This is a genomic window from Streptomyces cellostaticus, assembly GCF_001513965.1.
Taxonomy (GTDB): Bacteria; Actinomycetota; Actinomycetes; order Streptomycetales; family Streptomycetaceae; genus Streptomyces; species Streptomyces cellostaticus.
Map to the genome: position 1 here is coordinate 111237 of NZ_KQ948028.1, position 12731 is coordinate 123967.

At 71.5% G+C, this 12731-nt stretch carries 11 protein-coding genes; 9 read left to right on the top strand and 2 right to left on the bottom strand.

From position 1 onward, the window contains the following. Nucleotides 1-236: 236 nt before the first annotated feature. The 4 genes from AQI88_RS25270 to AQI88_RS25285 all read left to right on the top strand — a co-directional run bounded on the left by AQI88_RS25270 (nt 237) and on the right by AQI88_RS25285 (nt 6859). Nucleotides 237-1844, top strand: coding sequence for a dynamin family protein (locus tag AQI88_RS25270; protein WP_067003378.1), 1608 nt, complete (start codon nt 237-239; stop codon nt 1842-1844). After that, the gene (locus AQI88_RS25275) at nt 1841-4396 is read left to right on the top strand and encodes a GTPase (RefSeq protein WP_425264578.1); all 2556 of its coding nucleotides are present in this window, start codon (nt 1841-1843) and stop codon (nt 4394-4396) included. Before AQI88_RS25270 ends, AQI88_RS25275 begins: the two co-directional genes overlap by 4 nt. Nucleotides 4397-4697: 301 nt before the next feature. Beyond that, complete coding sequence (locus AQI88_RS25280; protein WP_067003380.1) at nt 4698-5168, top strand: single-stranded DNA-binding protein; 471 nt, start codon at nt 4698-4700, stop codon at nt 5166-5168. A 338-nt stretch (nt 5169-5506) separates the two neighbouring features. Continuing rightward, entirely contained in the window at nt 5507-6859 is a 1353-nt protein-coding gene (locus AQI88_RS25285) for a Cys-Gln thioester bond-forming surface protein (RefSeq protein ID WP_208615896.1), read from the top strand. A gap of 23 nt (nt 6860-6882) precedes the next feature. Here AQI88_RS25285 and AQI88_RS25290 read toward each other — a convergent pair whose 3' ends face one another. Continuing rightward, nucleotides 6883-7302, bottom strand: coding sequence for a hypothetical protein (locus AQI88_RS25290; protein ID WP_067003388.1), 420 nt, complete (start codon nt 7300-7302; stop codon nt 6883-6885). Between the two features lie 248 nt (nt 7303-7550). Between AQI88_RS25290 and AQI88_RS25295 the strand changes: the two genes are divergently transcribed. The 4 genes from AQI88_RS25295 (at nt 7551) to AQI88_RS25310 (ending at nt 11109) form a co-directional block, all read left to right on the top strand. Next, nucleotides 7551-8000: a DUF2690 domain-containing protein gene (locus AQI88_RS25295; protein WP_067003389.1), complete on the top strand. Its 450-nt coding sequence runs from the start codon at nt 7551-7553 to the stop codon at nt 7998-8000. A gap of 350 nt (nt 8001-8350) precedes the next feature. After that, nucleotides 8351-10015 (top strand): energy-dependent translational throttle protein EttA, encoded by a 1665-nt coding sequence (gene ettA / locus AQI88_RS25300; protein ID WP_079057783.1) that lies wholly within the window; start codon nt 8351-8353, stop codon nt 10013-10015. Nucleotides 10016-10021: 6 nt separating this feature from the next. Then, nucleotides 10022-10435, top strand: a complete 414-nt coding sequence (locus AQI88_RS25305) for an acyl-CoA thioesterase (RefSeq protein ID WP_067003391.1) — start codon at nt 10022-10024, stop codon at nt 10433-10435. Continuing rightward, the gene (locus AQI88_RS25310; protein WP_067003392.1) at nt 10432-11109 is read left to right on the top strand and encodes a DUF8185 domain-containing protein; all 678 of its coding nucleotides are present in this window, start codon (nt 10432-10434) and stop codon (nt 11107-11109) included. The genes AQI88_RS25305 and AQI88_RS25310 overlap by 4 nt, the downstream gene beginning before the upstream one ends. A gap of 157 nt (nt 11110-11266) precedes the next feature. On the opposite strand, the gene AQI88_RS25315 is transcribed toward AQI88_RS25310, so the two are convergent. Then, nucleotides 11267-11671: a globin gene (locus AQI88_RS25315; RefSeq protein ID WP_067003393.1), complete on the bottom strand. Its 405-nt coding sequence runs from the start codon at nt 11669-11671 to the stop codon at nt 11267-11269. Between the two features lie 79 nt (nt 11672-11750). Here AQI88_RS25315 and AQI88_RS25320 point away from each other — a divergent pair, with 79 nt between their 5' ends. Next, on the top strand, nt 11751-12728 hold the full coding sequence (locus tag AQI88_RS25320) for a methyltransferase domain-containing protein (RefSeq protein WP_067003395.1): 978 nt from the start codon (nt 11751-11753) through the stop codon (nt 12726-12728). Nucleotides 12729-12731 lie beyond the last annotated feature (3 nt).

Here is a 12731-nt window from a genome sequence, read left to right on the forward strand (position 1 = left end):
ACCCGGCTGCTTCGCCTCCGTGGCTCGATGTGGAGGTTCGGTGAAGCGGTCCTGATAATCGCAGGCAGGTGCGAATCGCGCACCGCTTTTGGGCGCCCTGCGCACAGGGTGTTGTGCACTCGTTATGCCTGGACTGTGCCCGCGCCCCAGTCGTCCCTTACGTCCGTTGTGCTCCATCGGCACGCTGAGATGTCCATATGCTTCATAATCACCCTAAAATTAGGCATTCTTCGCATGTGGTGACCTTGGACGTACGGCCTCAGCTGCTCGACGCGCTCTCCGAACTGCGCGACCGTGTCGCCGCCGCGCGCTTTCCGCTGCCCTTGGCAGGGGCTCCGCGCGCGCGTGCCAACCGCGACGAACTGCTCGCCCAGCTCGACGACTACCTGGTGCCCCGGCTGCGGGAGCCGGCAGCGCCGCTGCTGGCTGTCGTCGGCGGGTCCACCGGGGCCGGCAAGTCGACCCTCGTGAACTCCCTCGTGGGACGGCGGGTCAGCGAGGCGGGCGTGCTGCGTCCGACCACCCGTACACCGGTCCTGGTCTGCCATCCGGAAGACCATCACTGGTTCAGCGGCCTGCGCGTGCTGCCCGACCTGACCCGCGTGTGGGTCCCCCACCAGGACGTGGGCGACGATCTCCTGCTCTCCGGCGAGGACCCCGCGCGCGTACTGCGCGTCGAGACCGCCGACACCCTGCCGCGCGGGCTCGCCCTGCTCGACGCCCCCGACATCGACTCCCTCATCGCCGACAACCGTGTCCTGGCCGCCGAACTGATCTGTGCCGCCGACATCTGGGTCATGGTCACCACCGCGGCCCGCTACGCCGACGCCATCCCCTGGCACCTCCTGCGCACCGCCAAGGAGTACGACGCCACCCTGGTGAGCGTCCTCGACCGCGTGCCCCACCAGGTCGTCTCGGAGGTCTCCCGGCAGTACGCAGCCCTGCTCACCAAGGCCGGACTCGGCGAGGTACCCCGCTTCACCGTGCCTGAGCTGCCCGAGTCGGCCTGGGGCGGCGGTCTGCTGCCCGCCAGCGCCGTGGCGGCCCTGCGGACCTGGCTCGTCCATCACGCCCAGGACTCGGCGGCCCGCCAGCAGGTCATGGCCCGCACGGCGCACGGCCTCCTCGACTCGCTGAAGTCACGCCTGCCCGAGCTGGCCAGCGCCGCCGCCGCCCAGTACGCGGCCGCGCTCCGGCTCACCTCCGCCATCGACAGCGCGTACGACAGCGAGTACGCGCGCGTGCGCAGCAGGCTGCAGTCCGGGGCCGTACTCGCCGGGGACGCCCTCAAGCGATGGCGGGCCTTCCCGCTCGACTGCACCGCGGGCGAACTGCTGGACGCGCTCGTGGAGAGTCTCGCCGCGCTGTTGCTGTGCTCCGTCACCGCGGCCGACGAGCGCGTCGACGAGGCCTGGCGGCGCGAGCCCGCCGCGGACGCTCCGGGGCTCGCCGACCGGGATCCCTCCCTGGAGAACGCCGAGCACCGCATCGGGCTCGCGGTGCGGCGCTGGCGGCGGGAGCTGGAGGAGTACGCCGAGGACGAAGTGAGGGAACTCGAGCGCAACGGCGGCCCCGACTCCGATGCCGTCGCCGCCCTGGTCGCCACCGTGCTGCTGGGCGGGCGCCGGGCACGCACCGCGGGCGAGGGGCTCGCCCAGCGGATCGGCGCCCACGGCGCGCTGCGGCTGCGCGACCGGGCCGGACGCCTGCTGACCGACCACGTCGACCGCGTCATGCACCGCGAGCGCGAACGGCGCCTCGCCCCGCTCGATGCCCTGGACGTCCACGCCGACCCCCAGGCCGAAATCATCGCCGCGCTGTCCGTACTGCAGAAGGAGAGGTGACCGTGACCGCCGTCGCCGACCACGACCACACGGACCACACCGATCACATGGATCACCTGAATCATCTGAACCACCGGAACCATCCGAACCCCATGGGACACAGCGAGCAGGGCGATGGCTCCAAGGCAGCGGAGCCCGGCTCTGCGGCCGGCAGGAACGGACGGCCCCGGGGTGAGAGCGAGGCCGGCGACCGTCACCGGCCGGTGAACGGCGGCTCCGGCGAGGGCGTTCCCGGAAGCGGCCCGTCCCCGGACCAGGCTGCCGAGGCCGGCACCGACACCCGGCCGGGGGGCCGGGACACGCGGACGGACGGCGGGCGGCACGCGCGCGTACCCGAGGAACGCGTGGACAGTCCGGACAAGGAGCGGCACGTGCGTGTGCCCAAGAAGCGCATGGACGGTCCGGACCAGGAGCGGCAGGCGCGCGTACCCAAGGAGCGCGCGGACAGCCCGGACCGCGAGCGCCGCGCACGCGTGGCGGCCCCCGACGCCGACGCGGCGAGCGGTTCACGCGCCCGCCCCAAAGACAGCGAGACGTCCGGGGACGGCGGAACGGCGAGGGGTAGCGGAACGCCGAGGGGTAACGGAACGGCGAGGGGCAACGGTAGGGCCGGGGGCAGCGGAAGGGGCGGGGATGCAGGAGGGGCCGGGGACGCGGGAAGGACCGGGGACGGGGGAAGGACCGGGGAGGCGGGAAGGGCCGGAGGCAGCGGAAGGGCCGGGGACACGGGAAGAGCCGGGGATGCGGGGAGGATCGGGGACGCGGGAAGGGCCGGCGACGGCGGAGCGGCCGTCCTCGGCCCGGACGCCGATCCCGACCTGGTCGAGGTCTGGGACGACGGGCTCATCGCCCGGCGCGTGACCGAGGGCACCGCGGCCGCCCTGGCCGCCGCGAGCGCCTCCGCCCTCGACAAGCCCATCCGCGGTCCCGGCAGCAGCCGCACACCCGCACGGCTGGCCTACGACGGCCCCCTCCGCTCCCGCCTGGACGCCCTGCGCGAACTCGTCGGCCTCTCCCGTACCCGCCTGGACAGCAGCACCCTCTCCGAGGCGGGCCGCGTCCTGGACGAGGCGGCCGCCCGGCGCAAGCTCTCCGGGCAGCACACCGTCGTCGCCATCGCGGGCGCCACCGGCAGCGGAAAGTCGCAGCTGTTCAACGCGCTCGCCGGAGTGGCCATTTCGGAGACCGGCGTACGGCGCCCGACCACGGCGGCCCCGATCGCGTGCAGCTGGAGCGACGGCGCGGCGGGCCTGATCGACCGGCTCGGCATCCCCGGCCGACTGCGCCGCCGGCCGGTGCAGGGCCCGGAGGCCGAGGCGCAGCTGCGCGGGCTCGTCCTGGTCGACCTGCCCGACCACGACTCGGCGGCCGTGCAGCACCGCGAACAGGTCGACCGGATCCTGAAGCTGGTCGACGCGGTCATCTGGGTGGTCGACCCGGAGAAGTACGCCGACGCCATCCTCCACGAGCGCTATCTGCGGCCGATGGCCGGCCACGCGGAGGTCATGTTCATCGTCCTCAACCAGATCGACCGGCTGCCCGGGGAGGCCGCCGACCAGGTTCTGGACGATCTGCGCCGGCTGCTGGACGAGGACGGCGTGGCGCTCGGCGAGTACGGCGAACCGGGCGCCACCGTGCTCGCGCTCTCCGCGCTCACCGGCGAGGGCGTCGGTGAGCTGCGCGAGTCACTGGGCGACTTCGTGGCGGAGCGCGGCGCCCCGGCCCGCCGGGTCGCGGCCGACCTGGACGCCGCGGCGGACCGGCTGCGGCCCGTCTACGCCACCGGCCGGCGCGTCGGCCTCAGCGAGGAGGCACGGGAGGAGTTCGCCGCCCGGCTCGCGGATGCGGTGGGCGCCACCGCGGCCGGCGAGGCCGCCGAACGCGCCTGGCTGCGCAATGCCAACCGTGCCTGTGGCACTCCCTGGCTGCGGCTGTGGCGCTGGTACCAGGGCCGCGGCGAACACACGACCGGCCGGATCCCGGTACGCCCGCAGGCCGACGAGGAGGCCACGGCCCGCCAGCGGGTCGAGCAGGCGGTCCGTACGGTGTCCGACCGGGCCTCGGCCGGTCTGCCCACGCCGTGGGCGCAGGCGGTGCGCGAGGCGGCCGTACGCGGCTCCCAGGGGCTGTCCGAGGCGCTGGACGAGCTGGCGGCGCGGGCCGGGCTGCCCCCGGGCCGGCCGCCCCGGCCGGGGTGGTGGCCGGCCGCCGTGCTGGTCCAGGCGGCCATGACCCTGCTGCAGATGGTGGGCGGTGCGTGGCTGGCGGGCCAGATCGCCGGTGTCATGGCGCCCAACCTGGGGGTGCCGGTGCTGCTGATGATGTGCGGGATCGTCGGCGGGCCGCTGGTGGAGTGGGGCTGCCGGATGGCGGCCCGGGGCCCGGCGCGGCGGTACGGCCTGGACGCCGAACGGCGACTGCGGGAGGCGGCCGCGGGCTGCGGCCGGGCCCGGGTGCTCGATCCACTGGCGGCGGAGCTGCTGCGGTATCGGGAGGTGCGGGAGCAGTACGGGCGAGTGGCGCGGACCGGAGCCGGGGCCGGGGTGGGGTAAGGCAGGCCGGGGGGGAGAGAGAGGCAGGCCGGGGGGAGAGAGGCAGAGCAGGGGTGGGTGGGTGAGGGGATCGGGGGACGCGGGTCACTCATTGACGCGGGTCACTCATTGGGGTGGCGGGGTTTTCCACAGGTGGGTGGTCGTCCACAGCGCTCAGCGGGCCCGGCCCGGCGGAGGCAGTCTGGTTCCACGGCGCAGACGGGATGTGTGCGCCGGGCACGGCAGATGCAGCCGTACGGGAGGGGCCCGTACGCGTGTCCGCCCGGCTGCAAGGGGCGGCCGGGCATGGGAGGGGTTCGCGATGAACGAGACCGTGGTCTGTGTGGTGGGCAACGTGGCGACGCCGCCGGTGTACCGGGAGGTGGCGGCGGGGCCGACGGCACGGTTCCGGCTGGCGGTGACCTCGCGCTACTGGGACCGGGAGAAGAGCGCCTGGACGGACGGGCACACCAACTTCTTCACGGTGTGGGCCAACCGCCAGCTCGCCGTCAACGTGGCGGCGTCGGTGGAGGTGGGGCAGCCCGTGGTCGTGCAGGGCCGGCTGAAGGTGCGCACGGAGCTGCGTGAGGGGCAGCAGAGCCGGGCGTCGGCCGACATCGACGCGGTGGCCATCGGCCACGACCTGGCGCGGGGCACGGCCTCCTTCCGCCGGGCGGCGAAGCCGGAGGCACCGGCGGCGGTACGGCCGGAACCGAACTGGGAGACACCGCCCGCCGGTGCCCCGGACAGCGACCCGGCGCAACACCAGGCGGAACCGGCGGCAGTGACGTGACGTCAGAGGCGTGATGCAACCGATCTGCGATCTGCGGCTTGTCGACGCATGCGGTCCGACCATCCCCAACACCCCGGCCGAGTCGGTGGATTTGTCGATAAGCGCAGCTCGCATCCGGTCCCGGCGATAACGATTCCGGATCGGATCGGCCATCAGACGATATGACCGACCGAGCGAGGTCCGTGTGATCCATAAGATGCCGGGCGTGCCCCTCGGGGCTGCCGATTCTGCTGGTGGGACCGTCCCCCACGTCCAACGGGTCCTGCTCGAAGGGGAATTCTGTGCTTGCTGCGTTCTCTGGGTTTCCTCGGTCCGTCACAGCGGCCCGGCTCGGCGCTGTGACGCTGGTCTCCGGCCTGGTGGCAGCGGGTGCGCTGTCCGGCGCCGGTACGGCCGTGGCCGAGGAGAGACCGCAGACCGAGGGCGGCGCGACGGCCACGATCAACGGCCTGAAGACCTATGGCGAGGCCGTGATCCACGAGGACGGCGGCGACCAGCGGGTGGCCGCGGGCCTGTTCGAGATGTCCGTGGACGGCGGCGGCACCCTGCAGACGTACTGCGTCGACATCCACAACCCCACCCAGCGTGACGCCCGCTACCACGAGACGTCATGGAGCGGCACCTCGCTGGGCACCGACAAGGACGCCGGCCGGATCCGCTGGATCCTGCAGAACTCCTACCCCCAGGTCAACGACCTCGCCGCGCTCGCCCGGCAGGCGGGCGTGCACGGCCTGACCGAGCAGGACGCGGCGGCCGGCACGCAGGTGGCCATCTGGCGCTACTCGGACGGTGTGAAGGTCGACGCCGTGGATCCGCAGGCCGAGAAGCTCGCCGACTACCTGGAGAAGAGCGCCCGCAACAGCGCCGAGCCGCAGGCCTCGCTGACCCTGGACCCGCCCGAGGTCTCCGGCCGCCCCGGTGATCTGCTCGGGCCGGTGACCGTGCACACCAACGCCGGCGGCGTCACGGTGGTTCCTCCCGCGGACGCGGCCACCAGCGGGGTGCGGATCATCGACAAGACCGGCAAGGTGATCACCTCGGCGGAGGACGGCAGCCGGCTGTACTTCGACATCCCGGAGGCCGCCGCGGACGGCTCGGCCCAGCTGACCGTGCAGGCGTCGACCACCGTGCCGGTGGGCCGGGCCTTCGCCTCCGACAGCCGCAGCCAGACCCAGATCCTGGCCGGCTCCAGCGAGTCGACGGTCTCGGCGACCGCGGGCGCCACCTGGGCGGCCAAGGGTGCCATACCGGCGGTGTCGGCCCGGAAGAACTGCGCCAAGGGGGGCGTGGACGTCACCGCGGCCAACAAGGGCGACCAGCCCTTCACCTTCCAGCTGACGGGGGTCGAGCACACCATCCCCGCCGGGGCCTCCCGCACGGTGACCGTCCCGCTCCAGGAGGACCAGGCCTACGACTTCACGATCACCGGCCCGAACGGCTTCAGCCGGCGCTTCACGGGCGTCTTCGACTGCAAGACCCAGGGCGCGCTCACCACGAAATCCACCCAGACCCTCAGCGAGCCCAGCCCCGCCACGGTGGGCGGAAGTCCCACCACGACCGACACCGACCTCGCCTCCACGGGTGGCTCCGCGATCACGCCGATGATCGCGGGAGTGGCCATCGGGCTGGTGGTGATCGGGGGTGCGGTGCTGGTGGTACTGCGCCGCAAGGAAGCGCACGAGGGCGACTGACGGAACGGGGACGATGCCGCGGCTCAACGACGACGGACCGCGTGGCCGCTGTGTCCGCCTTCTCGTTTCACGGAGGCGATCACGGAGGAAACGAGGGCGGTCACGGCGAGGCTCCCCATCATGACCAACCCCACGCCGACTACGAAGAGGCCGCTGGAGTCGTCCGACCAGTCGTCATAGGCGGCAACGGTGAGGCCGGCCGTGGTGCCGAGCACAGCGCCTGCGGCGAAGCGGTGGGCTGCCGCCCAGCACACCGGTACCAGCAAGGTCAGCACCAGCCCGATCACCTGCCACGCCTCGTAGGGGCCGGTCGTCGTGCCATCGGGTTGCACGTCACGATGCTGGTCCCAGCCCAGCCAGGCAGCCCACGTCGCGAGCGACACCCCAGCCAGCACGAGGATCGACAGCAGCTGGGGAACGGGTTTCAGAAGTCCTCGACGCATGCCCCAAGCGTTTCCGCTCGCCCCGGCACCGACCAGAGCGCAAGTACTCAGCTCCACCCGAGTACATCGGCACGTAACGCTGTCGCTTTTCGGTCAGCATGTCTTAAAGGCGAGAGGCCTGGGAATTTCGTTGACTTGAGTGGCCGATGTGAATCAGGCTCACTCGGTCGGCGGAAAGATCACCAGCCGACAGCGCGCACGGCACTGACCGGCCGGGTGCGCTCCACTGTGGAGGGGGAAGTTCAGCCATGCGCAAGACCACAGCCAGACTGGCGCTCATCGGTGTGGCAGCGGCGACGCTGTCGATGGTTCCGCTGGCCGGTACGTCGTACGCCGCCGGCTGTGCCGGCGCCGGGTGTGACAACAAGGGCCCGGCCACCTACAAGTGCGACGACAGCAGCTCCACGAAGCGGACGGTGGGCAGCAACGGCCGCGTGGCGGAACTGCGCTGGTCGGCCGACTGTCTGGCCGGCTGGGTGCGGATCAAGAACAACGCGGACCCGGACATCTACGACTCCACCGCGACCATCGAGAAGTGGAGCCTCGACGGCAGGCTGCTGAAGTCCCTGTCCGTGAGGACGCCCGGCTACGGCAAGACCGACTGGTCGAACATGCTCGGCGGTGGGGAGTTCAAGTACCGCGTGTGCGTCCGCTTCGACAGCGACCTGTACCCGCTGGAGTGCAGCAGCAAGTGGTAGTGCCCCCGCGATGCCGGCCCGCCACATGACCGGCTGACCGGGACACGTTCGGCCCCACCGGTCCTTCCTTGCGGCCCGTATCCGTTTGCCACGGCTCGGATACGGGCCCGCTTGCTCAGGCCAAGGCCGTTGGTGGCCGATCGGTTACCCCCGCTCCGGGCCGTCCCTGGGCCGTCCGAGGTCCCGAGGCCGACCGACGGCGACTGACAGTGACCGACCAGCCACCCCGGCGGCAGTGAAACCGCAGGTCAGGGCTTCCGGGTCAAACGGGTTTCCGTCCGGGGCTGGCCGTCAGGCAAGATGGGGTGTATCTGCCCACTGCCAGATTTCAAGCTGCCGGACGGTTTCTCTTGGCTGAGTTCATTTACACCATGCGCAAGGCGCGCAAAGCGCACGGCGACAAGGTGATCCTCGACGACGTCACCCTGAACTTCCTGCCGGGTGCCAAGATCGGCGTCGTCGGTCCGAACGGTGCCGGTAAGTCGACCGTGCTGAAGATCATGGCGGGGCTGGAGCAGCCGTCGAACGGCGATGCCTTCATCTCGCCCGGTTACAGCGTCGGCATCCTGATGCAGGAGCCCACGCTCAACGAGGAGAAGACCGTCCTGGAGAACGTCCAGGAGGGTGTCGCCGGGATCAAGGGCAAGCTCGACCGGTTCAACGAGATCGCCGAGCTGATGGCCACCGACTACTCCGACGCGCTCCTCGAAGAGATGGGCAAGCTGCAGGAGGACCTCGACCACGCCAACGCGTGGGACCTCGACGCGCAGCTCGAGCAGGCGATGGACGCGCTGGGCTGCCCGCCCGGTGACTGGCCCGTCACCAACCTCTCCGGTGGTGAGAAGCGCCGCGTCGCGCTCTGCAAGCTGCTGCTGGAGGCCCCCGACCTGCTGCTCCTCGACGAGCCCACCAACCACCTCGACGCCGAGTCGGTGAACTGGCTGGAGCAGCACCTCGCCAAGTACGCGGGAACCGTGGTCGCCATCACCCACGACCGGTACTTCCTCGACAACGTGGCCGAGTGGATCCTCGAGCTGGACCGCGGCCGTGCCTACCCGTACGAGGGCAACTACTCCACGTACCTGGAGACGAAGCAGACCCGTCTCAAGGTCGAGGGGCAGAAGGACGCCAAGCGGGCGAAGAGGCTCAAGGAAGAGCTCGAGTGGGTGCGGTCCAACGCCAAGGGGCGGCAGGCCAAGTCCAAAGCGCGTCTCGCGCGGTACGAGGAGATGGCCGCCGAAGCGGACAAGATGCGGAAGCTGGACTTCGAAGAGATCCAGATTCCGCCGGGGCCGCGGCTCGGCAGCATCGTCGTCGAGGTCAACAACCTCAACAAGGCCTTCGGGGACAAGGTCCTCATCGACGACCTCAGCTTCACGCTGCCGCGCAACGGCATCGTCGGCGTCATCGGCCCCAACGGTGCCGGCAAGACGACCCTCTTCAAGATGATCCAGGGCCTTGAGGAGCCCGACTCCGGCTCCATCAAGGTCGGCGAGACCGTCAAGATCTCGTACGTCGACCAGAGCCGCGAGAACATCGACCCGAAGAAGACGCTGTGGGCCGTCGTCTCCGACGAGCTGGACTACATCAACGTCGGCCAGGTCGAGATGCCCTCGCGCGCCTACGTCTCCGCCTTCGGCTTCAAGGGCCCGGACCAGCAGAAGCCCGCGGGCGTGCTCTCCGGCGGTGAGCGCAACCGGCTCAACCTGGCGCTGACCCTCAAGCAGGGCGGCAACCTGCTGCTCCTCGACGAGCCCACCAACGACCTGGACGTCGAGACGCTCTCCAGCCTGGAGAACGCGCTGCTGGAGTTCCCCGGCTGCGCCGTCGTCGTCTCCCACGACCGGTGGTTCCTGGACCGTGTCGCCACGCACATCCTCGCCTACGAGGGTGAGTCCAAGTGGTTCTGGTTCGAGGGCAACTTCGAGTCGTACGAGAAGAACAAGGTCGAGCGGCTCGGTGCGGACGCCGCGCGTCCGCACCGCGCCACCTACAAGAAGCTGACCCGGGGCTGATCGATCTTGCGGCACATCTACCACTGCCCGCTGCGCTGGTCGGACATGGACGCGTACGGCCACGTCAACAACGCGATCTTCCTCCGCTATCTGGAGGAGGCGCGGATCGACTTCTTCTCCCTGAGGGGCAAGGAGTCCAAGCAGGGGTCCGTGGTGGCGCGCCATGAGATCGACTACCGGCGCCAGCTCGCCCACCGGCCCACGCCTGTGGCCATCGAGCTGTGGGTCACGGAGGTCAAGGCCGCGTCCTTCACCGTCTCCTACGAGGTGAAGGACGCGGACGTGGTCTACGTACAGGCGTCCACCGTGGTCGTCCTGTTCGACTTCGAGACGCAGCGTCCGCGCCGGGTCACCGCCGACGAGCGGGAGTTCCTCCAGAAGTACCGGGACGACGCCGACGAGGAGGCCGTCGCCGCATGACGGTGCTGCACCTCGCCGACGAGACGGAGGCGGCCGACCTCGCCGCCTTCCTCTCCCGGCTGCTCCACTACGACCGTGGAGCAGCGGTGCGCCTGCAGGCGGCCGGGACGGCGCTCGCCGTGTTCGGGCGGCCGCCGTCCTTCGAGGTGCTGGTGGTCCGCACGGTGCGGCTCGCCAAGCCGTACGAGAACGGGCTCGACGTCACGCTCGACGGGACCGTCTCCGCCGGCGAGTTCCTGGAGTCCCTGGACGAACGGGCGGCCACGGCCGCCGTACCGGCCGCGGTCACCGGACCGCCGTGGGCCGGCGTCCTGCCGCCGCGCGGTGGCTGGCGGCCCGAGCCGGGGCTGCCCGCGCCGGACGTGCTGCGTACGACGGTGGCCGAGGCGGTCGTCGAATTCCGGTCCCGTACCGAGGAGTTGGCGCCCGAGCGGCGTACCCGCGCCGAGCTGGACCGGATCGGGCGGGACATCTGGTCCCGGGAGATAGGTCAGACCCGGCTTCCGGTGCGGGCCGTGCACGCGGCGCAGTCCCTGGGCTTCCTGCGGCCGGGCACCGGCGCGGCCGACACCGGGCTGTTCTCGTCCGGGGCATGGCTCAGGCTGCGGACGCCGTACGGCTCCGTCGCCGTGCGGCGGACGGGACTCGGCACCCTCGGCATCAGCGTGCGCTGACCCTTCTGCCTGTCCTCGCTGTCGTCCGGCCGCACCCCGATGCGGTCCGGTTCCAGTTCCAGGGCGACGGACCGGGGGAGGGTCACCTCGACCTCGCCCGCACTCCGGCGCGGAGGCCGGCCGACGACCGGCCGCGCCTGTGTTCAGCCGAGCGCGCTCACTCCGGGGTGTTCACCATCGACTGGGCCGCGTACGTCAGGTAGTTCCACAGCGTCCGCTCGTGCTCCTCGGACAGCCCCAGCTCGTCGACGGCCACCCGCATGTGCCTCAGCCAGGCGTCGTGCGCGGCCCGGTCCACGGTGAACGGGGCGTGCCGCATCCGCAGGCGGGGGTGGCCGCGGTTGTCGCTGTAGGTCGTGGGACCGCCCCAGTACTGGATGAGGAACAGGGTCAGCCGCTCCTCGGCCGGGCCCAGATCCTCCTCCGGGTACATCGGCTTCAGGATCGGGTCCTCGGCGACTCCCTCGTAGAAACGGTGGACGAGCCGACGGAAGGTCTCCTCCCCGCCGACCTGCTCGTAGAAGGTCTGCTCCTGAAGCGTGCCGCGCCGAATCTCTTTCACCTGTCCATGGTCTCAGACCCGGTGACCCAGGACCGGAGGCTTAGGACTGCTGCTGCCGACTCGCCCCTACTGTGGGTGTATGGGCGCCTACGACACGGAGATCGAGGAACTCGCCGCCACGGCGCGGGCCGCGCTCGTGCGGGCGATCGACGCCGAGGGGGTCTGGGACGAGGACCCGGTGTGGCGCGAGGCCTTCGCCGAGGTGCCCCGGCACCTGTTCGTGCCCTATTACTACGTCGGCGTCCAGGGCGGCTACGAGCGCCGCTGGGGCGAGAGCCCGGATCCCCGGGACCGGGAACGCTGGGTGCGTGGCGCCTACGCGGACGCCCCGCTGGCCACCCGGCTGCGCGACGGCGAACTGCTCTCCTCCAGCAGCCAGCCCTCGCTGATGGCGCGGATGCTGGTCGCTCTGCGGGTCGAGGACGGCAACCGGGTCCTGGAGGTGGGCGCCGGCACCGGCTACAACGCGGCCCTGCTCGCCCACCGGCTCGGCGACGACGACCTCGTCACCACCGTCGACCTGGAACCGGAGATCACCGATTCGGCCCGGCAGCACCTGGCCGCGGCCGGGTACCACCCGGCCGTCGTCACCGGCGACGGCGCGCGCGGAGTTCCCGGACGCGCCCCCTTCGACCGGATCATCGCCACCTGCACGCTGCCCACGGTGCCGCGCGTCTGGCTCGCCCAGTGCCGCCCCGGCGCCCGCATCCTGACCCCGATGGCCACCGGGCTGCTCGTCCTCACCGTCCGGGACGCGGGGCATGCCGAGGGCCGATTCCTGCCCTCACCCGCCTACTTCGTGCCGCTGCGCGGCGCGGGCCGGGCGGAACCCGGGGCGGTGTCCCTGGCCGGGCTGCCCCGCGGGGCCCGCGAGCAGGAGACGTTCCGCTTCCTGCTGGCCCTGACCCGGGGCGGCCTCGACCCGCACGAGGCCTACGCGTTGTGGGAGGGTGAGGGCAGGCCGCAGCGCGAACGGTACGGCGTCACGGTCGGCGGCGAGCAGGCGTGGGCCTGGCTGGACGACCCGGAGGGGCCGTACACCTGGCCCCTCCTCTAGAGC